A 20,228-nucleotide genomic window follows, 5' to 3' on the forward strand; every position below is an offset into this window, starting at 1 on the left:
ATCGCGGTGCCGATTGGTTCGCGCAGACAAACAAGCTCAGGAGGACCGAGCAAATGCGTATCTCGAGCCTTGGTCGACTGATTTCCCCGGCGGCCGCCGCACTCATTCTGGCTCTCGGCCTGCTTGTTGTTCCGGCCAGGGCGCAGGACGCCGGTTCAGGAAACAACCCGACCGCCCAGGCTGTCAGCGAGCGGCAACTTCTCGATGAACTCAACAAAATCCGGGGCCGCGTCACCATACCGGACGGCAAGGCCGCCACGCTGCAGCAGCCGCAGGGCCGCGACTACCAGGGCTTCCATGAGCGCGTGCTGCCCTGGATCGGCGGCATTGCGATCCTCGGCATGCTGGTCGTGCTGGCGCTGTTCTATTTCGTCAGAGGCCGCATCCGCGTCGCGGCGGGTGAATCAGGCGTCAGGATCCTGCGCTTCAACGCCATCGAACGGCTTGCCCATTGGACGACTGCCACAGCGTTCATCATCCTGGCCGTTACCGGCTTGAATCTCGTATTCGGCAAACGCCTGCTGATGCCGCTGATCGGACCGGACGCGTTCTCGGCATGGTCGTTTTGGGCGAAATACGCGCATGACTTCGTCGCCTGGGCATTCATGCTGGGCGTACTTGTTATGCTGGTCGCCTGGGTCTGGGACAACCTGCCCGACCGCTACGATGCCAACTGGCTGAAGGTCGGCGGCGGATTCTTCGACAAGTCGAACCGGACGCACCCGCCGGCGGCACGCTTCAACACAGGACAGAAGCTTATCTTCTGGGCGGTCCTGCTGGGCGGAATTGCCTTGTCGGTGTCCGGCATCTACATGCTGTTCCCATTCTCCTTCGCCGATATCAACGGCATGCAGACGGCCCAGTATGTTCATGCGGTCGTAGGCGTCCTCCTGATCGCCGTCATCATCGCCCACATCTATATCGGCACGCTCGGCATGGAAGGCGCCTACGAAGCCATGGTGTCCGGCACAGTGGATCTGAATTGGGCCAAGGAGCACCACAGCGCCTGGGTTGCCAAGCAGCAGGCGAAGACGGGCGATGCTACGCCGGAGACTTCCGCTGAGCCGGCCGAATAGCGTTTCTATCGCTGGTCGACTGCAGCCCAATCGCTCAGGAGGTAGTTGGTCATGATTTGCCGGCGGAGCCGCCGGCGGGATCGCCCGACCAGTTCTGCCCGACGAGATTGTGGCCCGGATCGCCCACCCGGGCACTGTCGGTGCTGAAGACCTGCCAGGAAGGCACCTGCTGTGCGCGCAAAACATAGCCGGCACCAAAGGCAACTAAGACGGTAACGACAATTCCCGTCAAAATCATACGCATCCCGCCTGCTCCTTCCATTCTCGAGACGGGCCCGCCAGCCACCGTTCTTGCTCTCGCTATTTCGGCGTGGCCGCCTGCGGCGCTAGACGCTGGGCACCGGCAGCCCCTGTGGGCTCGGCCGGCACAACCGCCTTCTGCTGATATTGCATATCGAGTGCTGCCAATGCAATCAGCGGCGGTGGCATGGCAACGCCGGCAACTCTCATGGCGCGGGCCGTTTTCTGGCACTGGGCGATATCGTTCGCATCGGCGAGTTGCTCTGCCGCTTCGACAGTCAGCACGGATTCCTTGGGCGTGCTGGTCACGTCTGCGGGGGGCAGCGGCGCTGCCCTGCTTTCTTTCTGCGGGGCATTGTGCGCCGATCCGCTGGCTGCGTTGTCCTTGCCTGGCTGGGGAGCGTCGGTTGCCACGCCGTCCTGTCCGGTGATTTTTTGCGCAGAGCCCGTACCACCCTCCGACTTCGCTGGGTCGCCCGATCCGGTCGTGCCCTGCTTAGCCGAAGCCACATCCGGCTTCTTTGCCGCGCCGGTGGGTGGGGGCGTCTCAGCTGGAGGCGCTTTCATGAAGGCGAGGATCTCGTGACAGAGGTTGACCGGGCCGCCTTGCCCCGACGCAACCACCTGACCGGCAGGCGCCTCAGCGGTCGGTGCGGCTGGCTGAGGCGTCGCGGTCTGTGCCTGGGAGGCCGAAACCGAGAGTGTAAGCATTCCCGCGAGGGCAATTCTTCTCATCGCTAGCTCCTTCCCCTTCGTGTCAGACGGTGCCGCCGGATGCAGTCGGGGCACCACCGTCGCACGCGTGCCAATCCAGACGAAATGTCCAACGCCGCCTTGCGTTCCATTGCTGCCTTCAACTATCAGGTTCCCGCATCGTCAACCCCCGTTATGAGGGCTCGGGCACGGATCGCCGCATTACCGGCGCACCCGGGTCGGCTTATGTCGCCGAGCCGGTCTGCTTCAGCCGCACAAGAACAGCACAACGACTTTCGCCCTGACGTACTTGAGGCATCACCGTGCCGGCTGCACATGTTTTCGCCCGAATGACGCCGATCCGTGGAGCAGCACTCGGTTGCGGCCGGATTGTTTGGCAAGGTAGAGTGCCGCATCCGCGTGACTCTGTAACTGCTCTGGTGAGATGGCCTCGTCAGTCGTCTGAACTGCAACTCCAATGCTGAGTGTGACGCTAGGCGACATGCGGGATGCAGGGTTGGGAAAAGCCGCGGCCTCAACGCTCTGACGAATTCGCTCGGCCACCGCGACGGCCTCTTCCTCGTCCACGCCGGGCAGCAACACCAGGAACTCTTCGCCGCCGTAGCGGGCCACCTGATCGCGGCCGCGCCTCACGTTTTCCTGGATCATTCTGGCGACCTCGACCAGACAGCGATCGCCCTGGGCATGGCCGAGGTGGTCGTTCAGCTTCTTGTCGTCGATGTCGCACATCAGCATGGCGGCACCGCCGTGGCATTTCCGGCCACCGTCCCCTAGACGGTCAAGCGTTTCCGTCATCCAGCGACGGTTGGAGATGCCGGTGAGTGGATCGGTCCTCGCCAGGAGTACCAGTCGATCATTCGCTTTCGCCAGTTGGGCGACCCTGCGTCGGTCGCGAAGCTCAAACAGGAAAGTCTTTTGAGCGAGAATTGTCATGATGCGCCGCGCGGCCACCGTTGCAAAGATACCGCTGGCGAAGAACAGCGTTCCAGCTACTGCACTCCCATGCGCGATGGCCGGGTTCTGCAGTTGAAGCATGAGATAAAGTCCGAGCGCCAGCGCAGCGATCGTCATCGTCCAGGCCAAGGGGATCCCGAAGATGATGATGGCTGTGATGGCCACGAACAACATGACGTTCAATTGCCGTTCGTAGAACTCGCCACCAGCGCTTGCTCCGACCAATGCGACTGACAACAAGATAAGGAACATGCCCGCGATCAGCGAAGCCCCTTGTAGCCACGGCGCCCGCGGCTTTCGCCAGATAAGAACGACGGCCACAGCGACGGGCGGAATGATGGCGCCAGGCAGGAGCATGGATAGCGCAGTTGCCCTTGGGAGCATCACCATGTTGAGCGCGAGTGTCAGCACGTCCAACAAAGCCACCCAGACCATCCAGGCTCGGATGATCTTTGTCTGCGACCAGACACGCGCTCGAAACAGGCGGTAGATCTCGCCCGTCAGCCGGATATCGCGCGTGCGGCTCGCCAGTAGTCGGTCGACTTCTGCAGTTATGGCCAGGACTATCCTGCACGTCTAGGTGCATCCGTTCTGTCAAATATCGGCCCTTACAACTGGTTTCTCCTGAATGTTCCGCCCGAGCCATCCGCTCCTCGGGATGGACAAGAATGCCAAGCTATCCTGAAGATTTGATTTCCAGAGGTACCGACCTGCGAATTCCGCTGTGATCCCTGCAAGCGTTTACGGCTCCATCATGGCTCGCGGCCTGCTGCCAAGCCGCGCCCACTGACGAGACCGTGCCCGCGATCAGTGTCTCTTCGAGCAAAGGCGTACGGAGCGCATGAGAATGTCTTGGACTGCCCCTCCACTATCAAGTCGGGGTCGAAATCCAAAAGCCACCGTCTGCTGGCGGCTCAAGGCACTTGCCTAACTCCTAGCTATCTTTCCGATCGTGATAGCCACAATCTCACGAATTCTCTGGCGGGGATGACACTGTCGATGAAGGTCGTGGGATTGTCCACGGGCTGGACCTAGACGCCAAGATGGTGTTGCAGCAGCCCCGCCTGGATCTTGAGTTCGGCGGCCGGGCCTTCGTGGGCGATATGGCCATTGTTGATGATATAAACGCGGCTCGCGAGCGCCAGCGTCGCTGCGATGTTCTGTTCCACCAGCACAATTGTCTGCCCTGCCTGGACCAGCTCGCGGCAGGCGCGCACCAAGTCGTACACAATGACTGGAGCAAGTCCTTCGAAGGGTTCATCAAGCAGGAGGATCTTTGGGTTGCGCACCAATGCACGCGCTATAGCCAGCATCTGCTGTTCGCCACCTGACAAATCCGTACCACGGCTGGCGCGTCGTTCCTTCAGCCGGGGGAACATCGTGTAAATGCGTTCCAGCGGCCACCGGTCATCCGCAGTCAACCCGGCCAGAATGATGTTTTCCTCGACGCTCAGGCTGCCGAAGATGCGTCGATTCTCGTGCACGAGTTGCATGCCTTCCCGAGCGATGCTGTGCGCCTTCCTGCCAACCAGTTCGACCCCGTCTAGTTCAACCGAGCCGGTCCGCGGCGTCACGACCCCCATCAGGCTCTTCAGCGTCGTCGACTTGCCAGCGCCGTTGCGGCCCAGGAGCGCCACGACCTCATTCTTCTCGACCCTCAATGTGACGTCGAACAGAATGTGACTGTCACCATAATAGCTGTTTAATGCTCTCACATCGAGCAGGCTCATGCCACCTCTCCATGTACACCGCCAAGGTAGGCTTCCTGCACCTTTGCGTTGGCCTTGATCTCACTGGGCGTGCCTTCGGCCAGCACCCTGCCCTCCTGCAGGACGGTGATTTTCTCGACCAGCTCGAAGAGCGAATCCATATCGTGGTCGATGATGATCATCGTGCGTGCACGCGCGATTGACTTGAGCAGCGCCACGGTCTCGACGCGCTCGCGCGGGCTCATGCCGGCAAGCGGTTCGTCAAGCAGGAGCAGGCTCGGCGACGTCGCCAGTGCAAGACCGATTTCCAGCCGCCGCTTCTCGCCATAAGCCAGTTCCGAAACTGGCCGATCGAGCCGCGCCGTAAGGTTCACCAGCGCCGCCGTTCGCTCGACCTGCTCGCTGAGACCGGGAACGCTGTGGATACTCTTGAACAGATCAAGCCGGAACTTTCCACGCGCCTCGCCCAGCGCGGCAATCATCAGGTTCCGCCGCACCGTCAAGCGGTCGAATAGCTGGTTGATCTGGTAGCTCTTGGTGAGCCCGAGCTGGCACACCTCGGATACGCCCATGCCCGTAATATCGCGGCCGGCCAGTATGATGCGGCCGGAGGTTGGCGCGATCTCGCAGGTGAGCATCTTGAAGAACGTCGTCTTGCCCGCGCCGTTGGGCCCAATGATGCCCCGTATCTCCCCATGATCGACGCTGAGGTCGATGTCGCTGTTGGCTGTGATACCGCCATAGCGTTTGGTTAGGCCCTGCACCTGCAGGATCGGTCCGGATGCTGGCGCAGCACCACGCCGGCGCGCCGGCATCGGTTCGACGGCGGTCACGACGTGCGGCGCACTCTCGACCGCGGTATTGGACGATTCGATGCGCTTGCGGCCACCGGTCAACCCATAGAGATCGACGATCGCACCGACGATGCCGCGCCGCAGGAAGCAGACCAGCAGCACGAAAACGATGCCGAGCACCAACTTCCATGTGGCGCCGAGATGCAATGTGTTCTGGAAAAAGTCGCTGAGATAGAGCCACACCGTCGCGCCCACCAGCGGCCCGAACAGTGTGCCGGCACCGCCGATCGCCGTCTGTATCACGACCTGGCCGGACGTGTCGAACATGAAAGCGTCCGGCGGCATGAAGCCCTGCATCACGCCCAACAGGCCGCCGGCAAAGCCGGCATAGATCGCGGCAACCACGAAGGCCGTGAGCTTGTAGCCGTGTATGTCGTGGCCCAGCGCCGCGGCGCGGAGCGGATTGTCGCGGATCGCCGAAAGGATCGCGCCAACGGGCGAGCGTACGATGCGCAGTGCGACGGCAATGCCGATGAAATAGCAGAACGCCAGGAAGGTATACATCGTCCAGTCGGTGTTGAATTCAAGCACCGTGAAGCCGAGGTTGACGACCGGGGTTGGCACGCCAGGCAAGCCGTTCTCGCCGCCCGTGAATGCCGAGAGCGGATTGAACTCGACAAAGAAGAAGACTTCGGCGATCGCCACCGTGATCATGGCGAAATAGATACCGGTGCGTCGCAGGGCTATCAACCCGATCACGTAGCCGACGACACCCGACACGACGGCGCCCAGGACAATGGCAGCCATGACATAAGAGAAGCCGGTTTCAGTCAGGAGATAGGCGGCGAACATCCCGCCAGTACCGTAGAAGGCCGACTGGCCGAAGGACAGCAATCCCGTGTAGCCGAACAGGATGTCGAAGCCGATCCCGAACAGTCCCCAGATCAGGATACGATTGATCGTGCTGGGCGAGAACCCGAGATGGGGCAGAACGAAAGGCGCCAGGACGAGCGCCAGCGCCGTCAGAAGCTCGACGAGGAAGGGATGTTTGATGTTCATGGCCGACCGCGTCTACTCACGCCCTGCCGTGCCGAGCAGCCCGTGCGGTCGAAGCACCAACACCAGCGTCATCGCCACGAACAGCATGACATACGAATAACCAGGATTGAACATCGAGGTGATGCTGATGATTTCGCCGGCGATGAGGCCGCCAAGGATGGCGCCGGTAAAGGAACCGACACCGCCGATTACCACGACCACAAAGGTCTGGACCAGTATGGCTTCCCCGACATCGGGCGCGATCGACACCACGGGTGCGTTGACAATACCGGCGAAGCCAGCTGCCATGGCTCCGATGCCGAAGACGAGCATGAAGATCTTGTAGACATCGATTCCAAGCGAGTCGACCATTACCGAATCCTCGATGCCTGCTCGCACGATCATCCCGATGCGGGTGCGATAGAGCACGACATAGAGCATCAGCAGCGCCAGGGCGACGATGCCGAGGAGCGCCAATCGGTAGGTGGGATAGACCATGAAGCCGAGATGGGTAATGCCGACTAGCGAGGCGGGCGGCGGCACCGTGTGCGAGAGGCTGCCGAAGAAAAAGCGGACCGTCTCGACGAAAACGATGCCGAGCCCGAATGTGACGAGAAGCTGGTCCTCGAGCGGCCGCGTGTAGAAATGGCGAACGATCAGCCGCTCGATCAACACCCCCACGATCATCACGAACAGCGATCCGGCCGCCACCGCGGCGAGGAATGAACCTGTGTAGGTGTAGGCGAGCCAGCCGGCATAGCCACCGAGCATGAACATCGCGCCGTGGGCAAGGTTCAGGACGCCGAGCGTCCCGTAGATGATGGTCAGCCCGGAGGAGATCAGCGCCAGAAGCGCGCCGAGTACGAGCCCATTGAAGCACTGCGAAATGAAATTTGCCCAGTTGATCACTCTGCGCCCACCTTGGTCATGAATAATATGCCCTGCCCGCGCGCCAGCAAGGGTTTGGCAGACAAGTCGCGAACAATCGACATCCCACCGAGCGCCGGGAGACGAACCGTCTGCGTCCGGGCAGAGCCAGTCCCGATGCGAGCGCCCTCTCCAGCCGTGGCGAAGCGGAGAAGGCGCTGCGGGCATCAGGTGTAGCTGCCCAGGTTGCAGCCGAACTCGTCGGGCTTCTGCATCAGCGGCGCGCCATCGGCGACCTCCACCACATTCCAGTAGTCGTCGTTGCTCTTCATGTCCTTGGGATCCTTACCCTGAACGAGTACGACGGGTCGCACGCACTGATGGTCTTCCGGCCGATAGTGAACGTCGCCGACGAGTGAAGGGATGGTCTCACCCTTCTCGTATTGCTTGATGACGTCCGGCGGATAGAAGCTACCGGCCTGCGACACCATGCGCGCCCAATGAGCGAAGCTGACATAGGCGTTTTCGGCGCCCCATTCCGGCCGATAGCCGAACTTTTGCTGGAATGCGTCCACGAACTGCTTGGCGAGCGGATACTTGTCCTGCAGGGTCCACCAGAAATCGGTAGCGGCAAAAACCCCGGCTGTCAGTTCGGGGCCTACTTCCTTGGCAAGGAAGGGGATCTGGTAGGGGATCACCATCTTCATGCTCGGAGTCAGGCCGAACTGCTTGGCCTGCTGGATTGACAGCACCGCGTCGCGGCCCCAGTTGACGTTGACGATGAATTCGGCGCCCGAATTGGCGATATTGGTCAGATACTGGCTGAAATCCTGGGTGCCCAACGGCGAGACCTGGTCCGTCACCATCTCCCATCCGCCCTGAGAGGTCAGGTAGTCGTTCACCGACTTGGTCACGGTGTGGCCGTAAGTGTAGTCCGGCGTCATGAATGCCGCCTTCTTTCCCTTGCCGTAGGTCTTCACAAGAATCGGGCCGATCGCGTTGGCTGCGGTCTGGCCGTAGAAATTCTGGCGGAAGCCGTAGCGAACGCAGTCCTTGCCTGTTGTGTCGTTTGAGCCGGAGATGCCCGCGACGTAGAGGATCTTCTCGCGCTGCGCGAATTTGTTGAGCGCAACCGCGACCGCCGATGAAGTCGAGCCGGTCATCAGGATGATGTTGTTTTGGTGGATGAAATTCTGCTCGAGCTCGACGGCCTGGTTCGGCTTGGCCGCGCTGTCGGCGGACAACAGCTCGACCTTCTTGCCGAGCAACCCCTTGTCGACCTTCGGCGCCAACGCCTTCATCAACTCGTGGCCGTTGTTGATGTGGTCGACCGCGAGCTGCCAGCCCTTAAGTTCGTCAGCACCTTGCACGGCATAGGCACCGGTAAGGGGCACGGCGGCTCCGATGTAGACGGTGTCGCCCGCCGACCCGGCCGGCCAGGTGCCTATCGCGGGCTTGTCGTCGGCCGCAAAAGCCGCAAAGCTGGATAAGGGCAGAACGGCGCTACTGAGAAGACCTGCGCCCGCGTGCAGCATGCTACGGCGGGATATATGGGAAGTATTTTGATCGTCGAGTGGCATCAGCTGTTCCTCCTTAGCGTGGAGCCGTCGGACGACTCTCATTGTTGTTCCGGAAACCGGTTTTTTTCAGCGAGACGCTGAAAATGGCCTATTTGCATGGGCATTCGCAGTGGCGTAGGCCTGCCAGTCAATACAACTTTCGTTTGATGATTCTGTTCATTGATCTGGATTAATAAGCATAGGAAAGTTTCATTGAAGGTCATGAACATGTGGAGCATGGCATGCCGCTGACCGGCCATCCGATCGTGACCCGACTGACACGTGCAATGAAGCTGGAATCGTTAGACATCAAACGTCTTGAGGCAATCTTCGAGCGCGATCTTACCATTCGGAAACGGGAGGAACTCGTCGTTCACGGCTCCGAGTTCCGAAACCTGTGCTTTGTTAAAGACGGCTACGCGATCCGTTACAGGTTGCTGCGCAGCGGCAGGCGGCAAATCCTGAAGCTTATCCTGCCGGGTGATGTCATTGGATTCCCGGTCAGCTTTTTCGATCGATCGACTTGTGCGGTCGTTGCCGTGAGCGAGCTGACCTACGCCGTGTGCTCGTTCGACGCTTACGTTCGTCTCTGCTACGAGCAGCCCCAATTCGGTCTGGTGTTAAGTTGGCTCGCCGCCCAGGAGGCAGCGACTTATGCGGAACACATTGTCAATCTGGGTCGGCGCACTCCGATTGAAAGGCTGGCGCACCTTTTGCTAGAGATCCACGCGCGTCTCCTGGAGGTGGAACGCGCTGACGAAGAAAGTTTCGACTTGCCATTTTCGCAGGAAGTCATGGCGGACGCGCTCGGGCTGAGCGTGCCCCATCTCAATCGCGTCATTCAGCAATTGCGCGCCGAACAGCTTATCACCAGCAACGCGCGCTTTATCGAGCTGACCGATCTTGCGGGCCTTCAAAGATTGGCTCAGTACCAGCCCATGACCCTAATCCCCGTCCCGGGGCCGAAACAGCTGGAGTGATCACACAGCCCTATTTGGCCTTTATGTCTGTTATCAAGAGCAACTTTATCAATGCTGACTGCCAGCTGCAGTTGCGTCATCCCATCCTTGCTGAGCATGATCGAACGACTTCACCGAGTGGCGAATGACGTTTCTCCGGGGCGAGGAACTTGGCCGCCAGATTGCAACGATGGGTTAGCAGAGCCGCGTTTGGCAGCAGCTTCCCAGCGATGGTCTCGCTGATCAGCGGCATGGCCGAACCGCCGGCGCCGGGCGTGGTGAACTCGTGCAGCTCGACGAAGGCGAAATTGGAGGTGCGGTCGGTGGCGACGAACATGTTCAGCTTGCCCCGCTCGGTGCGCACCTCCGCGACGTCGATATGGAAGTAGCCGATCGAATAGCTCTTGAACTTCTTCTTTGCCGGCTTGCCGCCGGCGCAGCCGCCGCAAACAGCGGCTCGGACCCTCACCACCGCAGCTTCGCTTCGAAGTTGAACCCGGTGCCAAGGTCACTTGAGGACAAAAAAGTCGCACCGGCTTGGAATAGCTTCGCCATCGTCTCAGTATACGGCACATGAATGCGAGCTTCGACGTCACTCCGCATCTGGAGGATCTGTGGCGGTATGGTCGAGTGCTTACGCACAACGACGCAGACGCCGACGACTTGGTGCAGGAGTCGCTTGTCCGCGCTCTTTCCTTGGCTCGCAGTTACGATTCTTCGCGTCCTCTCATGCCCTGGCTGATCACAATCGTGCGAAATACCTTTCTAACCAGTGCGGTGCGTGCGGACGCAGAGAGGCGGCGGATTGCCGCCTTTGCGGAGCAGTCTGACCCACTGTTACTGCCATCGCAGGAGCACAGCACCGAACTCTCCAATGTCAGAAAGGCGCTGAGAGAGTTGCCTACGGAGCAAGCCGAAGTTCTCCATTTGGTCGGCGTCCTCGGCTTCACCTATTCTGACGCCGCAACAGTACTCGGCGTACCGCAGGGAACTGTTATGTCCCGCCTGAGCCGCGCACGAGTTGCCCTGAAGAACAACATGGAAAAACTACGCGATTGCGCGCCTTCCCAGTTAAAAGTTGTAGGAGGCCGTGATGTGGCCAAGTGACCGTATTTCCGAGGACGAGATCAATCGCTTCCTTGACGGCGAACTGACCCAGCCTCAGAGATCCGACCTCCAGGCACGGCTTGCCCTGGAGCCGGAACTGGCGGCGGAAGTTTTTGCCCAGGCACAGCGCATGGAAGCATTGCGCGTCGCTCAACCGCAGCGGCTTTTCCCGCCCCGAGTTAGCGTGGACAAGGCCAAGCAACTGGAAAGTGCGTTTCGACGGCTAAGAATATTCAGTGCGCTCAAACTGCAAACGGCAGCCGCCTTGCTCATTCTGGCGGGTTGGTCGGCCAACTCATTGACACTGCCTCTCCGCCAGGGAGGGCAAACCACCGATGAGAATTTCATTCTTGCCGCGCGTGATGCCTTGCGAGTCGCCCAGTTGAATGCCGGTCCCGAAAGGGGCAGTGAGCCAAAGCAGGACAAGATCGAGCGACTGGTCGGCGCCATGAACATCAGCATGCCCGCTCTTCCAGCGACATGGAGGGTGAAAGATGTTCAGGTGCAGCCCTGGAACGGGCGGCAGAGCCTTGTCGTGACGGCTGACACACCGAGCGTTGGCCAGATCACACTGGTTGCGGTCGCGATGAGCGGCGAAGACGCCGTACCGCCTACTCCCGCTACGGATGGGCGCGTGCCGACCATATACTGGCAATCGGGCGGCACGGCCTACGCCCTGATGGGCCCTGCCGCGCCCGACCGACTTGAAAAAGAGGCTAAGGAAATCGAGGTGGCCACCCGGAGGAGCGTCGCTGCCAAAATACGGGGCTGAGGACCATTGGACTATCATTAGTCAAAGGAAAGTGAGACTGCATGTCTGCCGAACAAATCCAGAAACATTTCATACGGTTTCTTGGTTCGGATGTCGGTGTATCGTTCAGTAATCCGTTAGATCCCCGCGAAGTCATTCTGTATCGGCCTGACAGATTGTCCGAGACATTTGTGACGTGGGCGTTCGAGGAACTGAAAAAGACCACGCCGGACGTCGCAAGAAAGATTGACCGACTGCTTGTATCATATGAAACCCGACATGGCCGCACTCGTCGCGGGATAAACATCTCCTCAACCAGCAATGTGCCTCAGCAGCGAAATCCTGAGTTATCGCGAGTTGAGGCTTCGGGGCGGGCGGCATGATAAGGCTTCCGCCGCCGACCCTAGGAGCCCTGCGGTATTACCCGTCGACGTGCCCGATTTGCGAAGAAACCGCGCTCGCGGCCGACATTATCTTGCGAACGGTAGAATTCCAGTGCGCCCGCTGCGGCGGATACGAAATCACCGCCGCCGCGCGCTCGGCAATGCGAGCTATGTCCCCGGAGCGCCGCATGCTGTGGCTTTCGCAGGCCCGGCTACAAATGTCCGGCGCTCAAAGAATAGCTCTCATACTCTGTGCGAGTGCAGATTTGATCGGCCGTGAATAATTGCGGTTTTGCGAAACCCCATCGAGTTCGGATGCAGGCGCCCATGAAGGAACGCGCCAACATCACCGTTTGGGGGAGCACAAGAGTGATGCTGTTTGAGCAAGTCCGCCCGCGGGCGTTTCCTGGCGGCCCGGCATTTTCGGCGGAGTTGGTGCCGGACCGATCCGCTATGTTGTTTTCGATGTAATCCATCTCAAGACGACTGAGCGGCAGGCGCGGAGTTTCTGGAAGTTGATGAAAGGAACGTTCACTTGACTGATGTGTCTTCCGGGGGCGAGGCCCAAAATGCACGGCTCGCTGATCTACGGGCAGCGACAATGCTACGCGAGACCGCCCAAGTGTCGTTCGATGCGGCGACCGAATCCGCTCTGTCGGCAATAGCCGCCGAGATGAACATGAGTCGACCTGAGCTCATTCGGATGGCATTGGTTGGCTGGCTGGAATCTCACAAAAACTCTCGAGCGGCTGCGAACGATTAGCTGCGCCGCGAACGCGCCCGATGCGTCCGCCCAGAATACCAGGCGAAGCTGCCACATCCACCGCGGACCTCACATCGCGCGAACGACGGACCATTCGGGATATTATAATCTCGTGAGTCACGGGAAGGCTGCCTCTGTTGGGAAAGAGGCACTCCCAGCCGCCTGTTTAACGGGACACCGTCCCCGGCGGCCTGGGCAGCGAATCATCATTCTCGTGCCGACTGACCTCTCCTTGCCATAGCGGCGACTTCCACTAACTTTTCAATATGGCCATCGGAACGGTGTTGATTTCCGGCGGCGGAATCGCCGGCCCCGCCCTTGCCTTCTGGCTGGCAGCCGGTGGATTCCGACCAACACTAATCGAACGAGCGCCCCATTTGCGCACGGGAGGTTACGTCATCGATTTTTGGGGCCTTGGTTATGGCATCGCCGAGCGAATGGGGCTCGAGGAGGAGATCAATCGCGTAGGCTACCATGTACGCGAAGTGCGCTTTGTAAACGATCGTGGAAAGCGCGTCACAGGTTTTGGCACGGACGTTTTTACTGAGCTGACAGCGGGCCGCTTTGTGACACTCGGACGCAGCGATCTCTCTAGGCTGCTTTTCGACAAGATAAAGTATACGACCGAAGTCATATTCGATGATGAGATCCTCGGCATTCAAGAGCATCCAGCCGGTGTGCGCGTTAACTTCAAGCGTGGAGGCGAGCGCGCGTTCGATCTGGTGATCGGCGCTGACGGTCTGCATTCCGGCGTTCGCCGTCTGGCCTTCGGGCCACAGCAGCAGTTCGAAAAGAGACTCGGTTACGCTGTCGCTGCCTTCGAGTGCGCTGGCTACCGTCCACGCGACGAAGACGTGTATTTGATGTACGGCCAGCCAGGAAGAATGCTCGGGCGTTTCACGCTGCGTGATAACCGAACGCTCTTCTTGTTCGTCTTTGCGGCGGGCAACGACCCAGTGCCAGCGACGCTGGAAATGCAGAAGGCAGTGCTGCGAAAAATTTACGGCGGTGGGGGATGGGAATGCCCGCGTATTTTGAATGCGCTGGATGGGATCGACGATCTCTATTTCGACAGCGTCAGCCAGATCAGGATGAACAGTTGGTCGCAAGGCCGCATTGCTCTAACGGGCGATGCCGCGTTTTGCGTGTCCTTGTTGGCCGGACAAGGTTCAGCCCTGGCCATGATTTCGGCCTATATCTTGGCGGGTGAACTTTTCAGGGCCGAGGGACGATATCAGGAGGCATTCCGCACGTACGAAACTCTCTTGCGGGATTACATTCATACGAAGCAGCGCGGCGCCGAGCGATTTGCCACAGCCTTTGCACCAAGGACGCAATTGGGCCTGTTTGTTCGCAACTTGGTGATAAGCACATTTGCAATCCCCGGTGTCGCACGATTGGCCATCGGGCGAGAAATTGCCGACGCTCTGCAGCTACCTGATTATCGCTGGCCATCGCCGACGAATTGACGACAGCGGTGGCGCGCGCCAGCCTCCCGCGCCAACCTTCCGAAAAATAGTCGCCATGCCGGAATAGTTTCCCGCCACGCTCGGTATATGCCGCATGAGAGTGAACTTCGACGTGGCGCATCAAGCAGCGGACCATCGTCCAATGCCGGGAGCGGCAGCGCCATCTTGGGAGCGCAGCGCGAGTGCTGATGATCACGACAACGTCAGTGCTCGCGGTCGGGAGGAGCGCGCTCTCATTGGCCCAGCGGTTGTCCCCCTGTCCATGGCCGCTGGGCCGGTCCGCCGATGAAAAGCACAAACATTCCAGGCGTGATTGGCGCAGCGGAGACACGGCCCCGCTGACCACGGATGCGGCAGACGGCACACGAGACGAGTATGCGGAAGCTAGAAGACTATGAGGAGATCGCGCTCATCGGTTACCCGTACGACGGAGACTACATAGCCATGTTGGACGGCAAAGGCGATCGTGCTCGACTGCTCGGCGGCGAATTGTGCGGCCTTTATGGCGCAACACTGACCGACCAGGCGGCGGCTTTGCCACGGTACTATCCGCGGGCGTCCCATCTCGTTATCGCCACCGTCAAGGGGACCGGCTTGTTGCGATCCGGGACTACTGAAGGGCAAATGTTGGACTTCCGCACGAAGGCAAAGTCCAACACCCGACTGAGGCAGTTCGATCAAGCCGCAGCACGGCCGGCTTGATGGTGGTCAGAACTTCCAAAGATCCCCCTTGAGAAGCCCATCTTCAAACATCAGTGATATGGAAACCACCTTGACCACGTTTGCTGGTATGAAATCTGGAAGGATATGATGACCATCAAAGCAGTTGTGGCAAGCATTGCATCCTTGCTACTTTCTATCACTTGGGTGCAAGCTGGCCCCAGACTTCTCTCTCAGCACGGTGCATGGGGCGTCTATTCTTATCGTTCAGACACAACATGGTGCTATGTCCTGAGTGTCCCTGTTTCCGAACTTCCTGCGGATGTCGATCATGGCGAGAATTTTGTCATGATCTCGCGAGCGCCGAAGGATGACCAGCCCGAAGCCGTCATGGGGTATCGGCTTAAGCCGGGGTCGGACATCGATGTGGTGATCGCAGACGAGCACTTCTCAATGTTTACTCAAGACAACAAGGCTTGGTTGGCGAGCGCCGAAGAGGATCGATCGATGGTCAATGCCATGCGGGCAGCCAGCAAAATGAAGCTGTTGGCCACGTCCTGGAGAGGTACACAAACCCAGTACGCCTATTCGCTGATGGGGCTCACCGCCGCCTTGAAAGCGAGCAAGATTTGCAAATCAGCTCGTTGAGCGAAGTCCGGCGACGCACGGTAGTCGCTCCAAAGCCGCTCAATCGACTTGGAGAAAACCACCCAGGCGCGTGAAACCTTGGATGAAGAAGATGAGAGAGTTCTTCAATACCGCTATCGTTATCCTGCTGATAGCGATTGCTGTCGTCCTGCTCTTCCTGGCACCAAGAGGCTTTCAGCTCGGTCCGCCCGATCCGCTTATTAGCTCACGGGCTTCTGGTTTGACGCGAGGGGTCGACTCCATTGTGCAGACCCCTTTAACAAAAACTATGGTGTGAGGTGGTCCGGCCGCGCCGCATGCAATCCTTTTTCGAAACCGAACGCGGCGCCCAGGTTTTTAAAGCGTGGGCGCTCATTCGATCTGCTCTCACGGTTGGCTTGCTAGCCGCTTCTGCACCGACGACAGGATTGCGAGCCGAGACCACTAGCGTTCCTATACCCCGCTTCGTCTCGTTGAAAGGTTCACCCGCGAACCTGCGGATCGGCCCTGGTGTCGATTACAGCATTGAATGGGTCTACATGCGCCCGGGCATTCCCCTTGAGATTTACCAGCAATTTGGCAAATGGCGGCGGGTACGGGATTGGAGCGGGGCCAGCGGATGGATCTATGCTCCGCTTCTGTCTGGACGCAGAACGGCCGTGATCGCTCCTTGGAGCAAAGGTAACGTTGCTCTACGCAAAAAGGCTAAATTCGATGGCCCGGTTATCTCCTGGCTGGAACCTGCCGTTGAAGTCAAACTCAGGGGATGCGATGGTCAATGGTGCAGCGTCGCGCTGAGTTCGATGTCAGGCTTCATCAAACAGTTCGACTTGTGGGGGGCTTATCCCGGCGAAGTGTTCTGAATGACGAGGCCGGAAAATCGTTGACGGACGTTCATTCACTTTTCGGCTGATCTATGTCCTCCCTCCGGTGTAAGCGTCATCAGGTGCCCACTGTGATCCAGACACCCCACGTCCTCACACTTGCTCGAAGCTGTCAGTTCGATGCATCACGCGCATCCATCGTATAGGCGTATGGGCGGCTACGACAGGAGTTCAGCCTGCGGATGGGCCATCTGCCCGTCTTCGCGCGCAATGGATGCGTGCGACTCGATGCTGGCTCTTTTGGCGCAGAGATCGTTGCAACTAGCGAGCGGAACCTTGCCACTTATCGCGGTGCACTCCGACAGGCACATGATGCCATGATGGGCACTTCTGCATGCGCCAGAGCCTGATCCAACTGCTGTCGGACGTCGCTGATTTCTACCGCGTCACCCCGTCGGCTAAGGCATTCAAGCAGGCCGTGAAGGCTCCAGACGTTGCGTGGGTGTTGGCAAGGCCGCGGCAACGTCGCATCAAGCCCAAGGTCAGCGCGATAGACAGCCTCAGCTTCGCCATATCGTTCGGCATCCATCAGCAATGCGCCAAGCGCGTGTCGCGTCGGCTGCATCCAACCCCATGGCTCGTCATAAAGTAAATTGTCGTCGAGATCGACCGCATGCCGCAGGAAATCCAGACCTTCATGGACGCGGCCGGATTTGTAGTGCAACTCCCCCAGCATCATCGCTTCGGCAACCTTCAGGATATCGGCGCAGGGGTTGTTGAACAGCATGCGCTCGGGTTGCACTGCATCGCGCGCTGCCGCGAAAAGGCTAGCGCTTTCCTCGGCTTGGGGAATTCTACCGAGGTTGGACAGAGCCACTGTCCGGGCATAATGCAACAGGACGGCGCTGTAGGAGTAAAGCTCCGCATCCTCGGGGAAGGCCTCTTCCAGGATACAGGACCAGCGTCCAAAGCGGATAAGTACGTGCAACTTCATCGGCGCAAAGGCTTCAAACATCTCTGGCATGTAACGCACCACCGGCTCTGGCAGGTTTTCCACCAATGCCCTCGCAGCTTCGAAGGCGTCCGACGGCGACCAAGAAACATGGCCCCGTAGATTTGAAAGTGAAGGTTGTGGATCCGGTAGACCGTGTAAAAGTTCTTGCCGCCTGCATGAGCGAAATATGAACGATCCACCTGAGCCGCCTGCCGGTTGCGCATCACGACTTTGTGGTAATCGCCGCAAAGCACGTCGATATGCGTCGCCATATGCACAAGATGCCCGGAGTCTGGCACGAGGCGCACCAACCGATCTGCATGCGGCAAGGCTTTTTCCGGCGTCGACGACATCTCCATCAGATGAATGTAGAAATGCAACAACCCCGGATGTCCCCAGGCTGCTGGCTGGGTCGTGAAGGCGCGGTCCAGAGCCGCGTGCGCTTCCTCCGTCGAGGTGCCAGCCGCAGGCTGCCCGGTACGAGTATCCCACAGCGCCCAAGGCGTGCGGTTGATCAGTGCCTCGACAAAGATCGCGGTCACATCTAGATCGTGAGGGAAACTCTCGTATACTGTGCGCATCGCTGCAGCGAAATCGTCATTCCAAGGGCCATAATCCGTAATCTCAGGGTCAGTAGGGAACCGCGATGTCAGCGCATCAAGCAGTGCGCGCTCGACTTCGATTGCAGGCAGATGGCACGCCTCTGCCAACAATACATGCGCCCGCGTCAAAGCGACAATACGCTCTTCAGGCCCGAAGGAGGTCCATAGCTTGTTGTAGTTTGGACCTAGACAGTGGGCAATTCCCCACCGCGCCATGACGTTTGTAGGCGCCACTTCGAGCACACGCTCGTAACAGGCAATGGCCTCTTCGTGGTTAAATCCGTATTGCCAGATCAGCCCCCGGTCGAACCACATCTGCGCCTCGGAAGGCGTGTTGTCCAGCCGGCGGGAGAAGGTGCCTAGATCGAAATACGTCATCGTATCCAACTCCATGGCTGACGGCGACTACCGGCCCAGACTACATCAAACCCGGGAAGGAAGGGAGTTCGACAGAAGGCTGACCGCTTGATCTCACCTGCCATCTTCCTCAACAGCCGCGATATCGTTCGCCTTTCCCAGCCCCGACCCCGATTTCGTACCGGGCCGAAAACGATGTCCCCTCGACGGACGACGTCAGCGAATTCTTGACCTGTTCATTCGGTGGCTCCGAGAATCGGAAACGAGATGAAGCTGAGTGCGGCGGGGCCGGAAGCGGAAGGTCCTCTTCCGTAAGGGGAAAGGGAACGAGGCTTTCACTGAGAAGGATCGATTACATGCCGCAATCCAGCTCCGCGAGCCGCGCCATCTGATTGCCCGCGGCGTCGAAGTTTTCGCTCATCAACCACCGCCTTATTGTGGCCCGACGACGGGGCCACTCTTCTTTCAAGATGGAAAACCAAGCCACGTCACGCTGCCACCCGTCAACGATTGCCGCGCGTCGCCATGTTTCTTCGTAGGTAAATCCTATATTCTTGGCAGCCTTGAACGATTTCTGATTTTGCGACTGACATCTCCAGACAAGACGTTGATAACCCAACTCATCCATCGCATGACACATCAGCAGAAAAATAGCTTCCCGCGCCGCGCGTGTCCCCTGCAACGACGGGGAGAACCAGATACTGCCGATTTCGATGCTGCTATCCTTTTGTTCCACGTCGCAAATTGAAAGCCATCCCTGCGGCGCTTGCCCTTTTGGCTCCACTATCCAAAATGGTTGATGGCGTACGAGCGCTGACCTCCTTAAGAAACATTTGAAGGCTTTTGATTTCTGCAAATGGTCCGTATCGCAGATAGGTAAAACTCTCAGGGGCCGCAACGACAGCCGGCCAGAGAGCGTCAGCGTCATTCGCGCTCAAAGGCAGCAAATCGACATAGTTACCGGCACGCCGTTCCTTTATCGGAAAGGGCCAGCTTTGTTGGGAAATACGAGTGCCGAGCGATGACGTCATACAGAAAGACGAACTGTCTCATCCAACGCTCGTGTGAGAATACACAGCCGTGGAATGAGCTTTGTCCTCAGGCCACTGACCGCAAGATCGACGAAGCATCCTCAAAGCCTGGTCTCAGCCACTCCGTGAACATGAACCGAGACAAGGTGATCTTTCTGCTCCCCTGTAAGGCCGGTTTGAGAGCCTGCGAAATTGTCGGATTGAAGTGGTCGATGCTGCTCGATCGATCAGGACGGGCGAATGGTCAACTACTCGGGCATTGCGTAGCCAGCATATGATCCGGAGGGGGAAATAGACCGGGTGAATATAGCAAGGCGGTCGGCGCGCTGGACAAGTTCACCGTTCGGGAGTGATCGCGATCTGTGGCGGTCGTGCCACAGAACCTTGATCAGAATGCCGCAACGGCCGTAGAAGACGAACAGATGACCGTGCGGATCACGCTTTAACGTCTGCTGCACCACCAGCGCCAGGCCGGGAAGCCTTCTGCTGGGCAAACGTGCGCCGGCGCTTCTACGAACTCGCCGCAGCCGGCCCAGCGCCGAATCGCGAGCGAGGCGCTCAGGCGCATCCCAGAACTCTATCGCGTCGAAGACGAACTCGACGGCCAGCCGGGGTTGGACGTCGTGCCGGCGCGCCAGGAAAGGTGCCGCCCGATTGTCGTTGCGCGAGAAGCTCGGAGCCCTCTTCACTCGACTCCCTTGGGAATGACGGAACTCGAAAGGCTGAAGCGGGACCTCGGATCGCTCACCT

Annotated in this window: 19 protein-coding genes and 2 pseudogenes; 9 read left to right on the forward strand and 12 right to left on the reverse strand. The window is 59.2% G+C overall.

What is annotated here, in order from left to right; translation table 11 throughout:
- Window positions 1–53 precede the first annotated feature (53 nt).
- Complete coding sequence (locus tag A9K65_RS21405) at window positions 54–1,076, forward strand: formate dehydrogenase subunit gamma (protein ID WP_064994233.1); 1,023 nt, start codon at window positions 54–56, stop codon at window positions 1,074–1,076.
- A 49-nt stretch (window positions 1,077–1,125) separates the two neighbouring features.
- Here the strand turns inward: A9K65_RS21405 and A9K65_RS21410 are convergent, their stop codons facing one another.
- The 7 genes from A9K65_RS21410 to A9K65_RS21440 all read right to left on the reverse strand — a co-directional run bounded on the left by A9K65_RS21410 (window position 1,126) and on the right by A9K65_RS21440 (window position 8,972).
- A complete protein-coding gene (locus A9K65_RS21410; RefSeq protein WP_064994232.1) occupies window positions 1,126–1,320 on the reverse strand; it encodes a hypothetical protein in 195 nt (64 codons plus the stop codon).
- Between the two features lie 56 nt (window positions 1,321–1,376).
- Window positions 1,377–2,051: a hypothetical protein gene (locus tag A9K65_RS21415; RefSeq protein WP_064994279.1), complete on the reverse strand. Its 675-nt coding sequence runs from the start codon at window positions 2,049–2,051 to the stop codon at window positions 1,377–1,379.
- Window positions 2,052–2,327: 276 nt separating this feature from the next.
- Window positions 2,328–3,551, reverse strand: coding sequence for a GGDEF domain-containing protein (locus A9K65_RS21420; protein WP_086081334.1), 1,224 nt, complete (start codon window positions 3,549–3,551; stop codon window positions 2,328–2,330).
- A gap of 464 nt (window positions 3,552–4,015) precedes the next feature.
- Window positions 4,016–4,714 (reverse strand): ABC transporter ATP-binding protein, encoded by a 699-nt coding sequence (locus tag A9K65_RS21425; protein ID WP_064995205.1) that lies wholly within the window; start codon window positions 4,712–4,714, stop codon window positions 4,016–4,018.
- Window positions 4,711–6,546, reverse strand: coding sequence for a branched-chain amino acid ABC transporter ATP-binding protein/permease (locus A9K65_RS21430; protein ID WP_064995206.1), 1,836 nt, complete (start codon window positions 6,544–6,546; stop codon window positions 4,711–4,713). The genes A9K65_RS21425 and A9K65_RS21430 overlap by 4 nt, the downstream gene beginning before the upstream one ends.
- A 12-nt stretch (window positions 6,547–6,558) precedes the next feature.
- The gene (locus A9K65_RS21435; RefSeq protein WP_064995207.1) at window positions 6,559–7,434 is read right to left on the reverse strand and encodes a branched-chain amino acid ABC transporter permease; all 876 of its coding nucleotides are present in this window, start codon (window positions 7,432–7,434) and stop codon (window positions 6,559–6,561) included.
- Window positions 7,435–7,619: 185 nt separating this feature from the next.
- Entirely contained in the window at window positions 7,620–8,972 is a 1,353-nt protein-coding gene (locus A9K65_RS21440; protein WP_064995224.1) for a substrate-binding protein, read from the reverse strand.
- Between the two features lie 221 nt (window positions 8,973–9,193).
- Here A9K65_RS21440 and A9K65_RS21445 point away from each other — a divergent pair, with 221 nt between their 5' ends.
- The gene (locus A9K65_RS21445) at window positions 9,194–9,931 is read left to right on the forward strand and encodes a Crp/Fnr family transcriptional regulator (protein ID WP_084016167.1); all 738 of its coding nucleotides are present in this window, start codon (window positions 9,194–9,196) and stop codon (window positions 9,929–9,931) included.
- Between the two features lie 262 nt (window positions 9,932–10,193).
- Here A9K65_RS21445 and A9K65_RS35255 read toward each other — a convergent pair.
- Window positions 10,194–10,343, reverse strand: a pseudogene (locus tag A9K65_RS35255) (IS481 family transposase); the annotation flags it as partial.
- A 140-nt stretch (window positions 10,344–10,483) separates the two neighbouring features.
- Between A9K65_RS35255 and A9K65_RS21455 the strand changes: the two are divergent.
- The 6 genes from A9K65_RS21455 to A9K65_RS21490 all read left to right on the forward strand — a co-directional run bounded on the left by A9K65_RS21455 (window position 10,484) and on the right by A9K65_RS21490 (window position 16,533).
- The gene (locus A9K65_RS21455; protein WP_064995211.1) at window positions 10,484–11,017 is read left to right on the forward strand and encodes a sigma-70 family RNA polymerase sigma factor; all 534 of its coding nucleotides are present in this window, start codon (window positions 10,484–10,486) and stop codon (window positions 11,015–11,017) included.
- Complete coding sequence (locus tag A9K65_RS21460) at window positions 11,004–11,789, forward strand: hypothetical protein (RefSeq protein WP_064995212.1); 786 nt, start codon at window positions 11,004–11,006, stop codon at window positions 11,787–11,789. The genes A9K65_RS21455 and A9K65_RS21460 overlap by 14 nt, the downstream gene beginning before the upstream one ends.
- 1,391 nt (window positions 11,790–13,180) lie before the next feature.
- Window positions 13,181–14,383 (forward strand): FAD-binding domain, encoded by a 1,203-nt coding sequence (locus A9K65_RS21470; protein WP_064995214.1) that lies wholly within the window; start codon window positions 13,181–13,183, stop codon window positions 14,381–14,383.
- Between the two features lie 375 nt (window positions 14,384–14,758).
- Window positions 14,759–15,085 carry a hypothetical protein gene (locus A9K65_RS21475; RefSeq protein ID WP_157678534.1) on the forward strand — a complete coding sequence of 109 codons (327 nt, stop codon included), beginning with the start codon at window positions 14,759–14,761 and terminating at the stop codon, window positions 15,083–15,085.
- A gap of 108 nt (window positions 15,086–15,193) precedes the next feature.
- The gene (locus tag A9K65_RS35260) at window positions 15,194–15,691 is read left to right on the forward strand and encodes an invasion associated locus B family protein (protein WP_210192527.1); all 498 of its coding nucleotides are present in this window, start codon (window positions 15,194–15,196) and stop codon (window positions 15,689–15,691) included.
- 296 nt (window positions 15,692–15,987) lie between these two features.
- Window positions 15,988–16,533 carry an SH3 domain-containing protein gene (locus A9K65_RS21490; RefSeq protein WP_064995217.1) on the forward strand — a complete coding sequence of 182 codons (546 nt, stop codon included), beginning with the start codon at window positions 15,988–15,990 and terminating at the stop codon, window positions 16,531–16,533.
- 304 nt (window positions 16,534–16,837) lie between these two features.
- On the opposite strand, the gene A9K65_RS35685 is transcribed toward A9K65_RS21490, so the two are convergent.
- The 4 genes from A9K65_RS35685 to A9K65_RS36635 all read right to left on the reverse strand — a co-directional run bounded on the left by A9K65_RS35685 (window position 16,838) and on the right by A9K65_RS36635 (window position 19,939).
- Window positions 16,838–17,518: a hypothetical protein gene (locus A9K65_RS35685; protein WP_198327515.1), complete on the reverse strand. Its 681-nt coding sequence runs from the start codon at window positions 17,516–17,518 to the stop codon at window positions 16,838–16,840.
- Window positions 17,485–18,468 (reverse strand): tetratricopeptide repeat protein, encoded by a 984-nt coding sequence (locus A9K65_RS35690; RefSeq protein WP_198327517.1) that lies wholly within the window; start codon window positions 18,466–18,468, stop codon window positions 17,485–17,487. Before A9K65_RS35690 ends, A9K65_RS35685 begins: the two co-directional genes overlap by 34 nt.
- A 331-nt stretch (window positions 18,469–18,799) precedes the next feature.
- The gene (locus A9K65_RS21500) at window positions 18,800–19,375 is read right to left on the reverse strand and encodes a GNAT family protein (protein WP_064995218.1); all 576 of its coding nucleotides are present in this window, start codon (window positions 19,373–19,375) and stop codon (window positions 18,800–18,802) included.
- Between the two features lie 351 nt (window positions 19,376–19,726).
- On the reverse strand, window positions 19,727–19,939 hold the full coding sequence (locus tag A9K65_RS36635) for a hypothetical protein (protein WP_348629606.1): 213 nt from the start codon (window positions 19,937–19,939) through the stop codon (window positions 19,727–19,729).
- An 11-nt stretch (window positions 19,940–19,950) separates the two neighbouring features.
- Between A9K65_RS36635 and A9K65_RS36055 the strand changes: the two are divergent.
- A pseudogene (locus A9K65_RS36055) lies at window positions 19,951–20,149 on the forward strand (transposase); the annotation flags it as partial.
- Window positions 20,150–20,228 lie beyond the last annotated feature (79 nt).

This window comes from Mesorhizobium sp. WSM1497 (assembly GCF_001672455.2).
Lineage (GTDB): Bacteria > Pseudomonadota > Alphaproteobacteria > Rhizobiales > Rhizobiaceae > Mesorhizobium > Mesorhizobium ciceri.

Bases quoted from the DNA above. Each gene is read 5' to 3' on its own strand.
- A9K65_RS21455 (WP_064995211.1), top strand. From the start codon at position 10,484: ATGAATGCGAGCTTCGACGTCACTCCGCATCTGGAGGATCTGTGGCGG.
- A9K65_RS21405 (WP_064994233.1), top strand. From the start codon at position 54: ATGCGTATCTCGAGCCTTGGTCGACTGATTTCCCCGGCGGCCGCCGCA.
- A9K65_RS35260 (WP_210192527.1), top strand. From the start codon at position 15,194: ATGACCATCAAAGCAGTTGTGGCAAGCATTGCATCCTTGCTACTTTCT.
- A9K65_RS35690 (WP_198327517.1), bottom strand. From the start codon at position 18,468: ATGACGTATTTCGATCTAGGCACCTTCTCCCGCCGGCTGGACAACACG.
- A9K65_RS21470 (WP_064995214.1), top strand. From the start codon at position 13,181: ATGGCCATCGGAACGGTGTTGATTTCCGGCGGCGGAATCGCCGGCCCC.
- A9K65_RS21410 (WP_064994232.1), bottom strand. From the start codon at position 1,320: ATGCGTATGATTTTGACGGGAATTGTCGTTACCGTCTTAGTTGCCTTT.
- A9K65_RS21425 (WP_064995205.1), bottom strand. From the start codon at position 4,714: ATGAGCCTGCTCGATGTGAGAGCATTAAACAGCTATTATGGTGACAGT.
- A9K65_RS21500 (WP_064995218.1), bottom strand. From the start codon at position 19,375: ATGACGCTGACGCTCTCTGGCCGGCTGTCGTTGCGGCCCCTGAGAGTT.
- A9K65_RS21415 (WP_064994279.1), bottom strand. From the start codon at position 2,051: ATGAGAAGAATTGCCCTCGCGGGAATGCTTACACTCTCGGTTTCGGCC.
- A9K65_RS21440 (WP_064995224.1), bottom strand. From the start codon at position 8,972: ATGCCACTCGACGATCAAAATACTTCCCATATATCCCGCCGTAGCATG.
- A9K65_RS21430 (WP_064995206.1), bottom strand. From the start codon at position 6,546: ATGAACATCAAACATCCCTTCCTCGTCGAGCTTCTGACGGCGCTGGCG.
- A9K65_RS21460 (WP_064995212.1), top strand. From the start codon at position 11,004: ATGTGGCCAAGTGACCGTATTTCCGAGGACGAGATCAATCGCTTCCTT.
- A9K65_RS21475 (WP_157678534.1), top strand. From the start codon at position 14,759: ATGCGGAAGCTAGAAGACTATGAGGAGATCGCGCTCATCGGTTACCCG.
- A9K65_RS35685 (WP_198327515.1), bottom strand. From the start codon at position 17,518: ATGCCAGAGATGTTTGAAGCCTTTGCGCCGATGAAGTTGCACGTACTT.
- A9K65_RS21490 (WP_064995217.1), top strand. From the start codon at position 15,988: ATGCAATCCTTTTTCGAAACCGAACGCGGCGCCCAGGTTTTTAAAGCG.
- A9K65_RS21445 (WP_084016167.1), top strand. From the start codon at position 9,194: ATGCCGCTGACCGGCCATCCGATCGTGACCCGACTGACACGTGCAATG.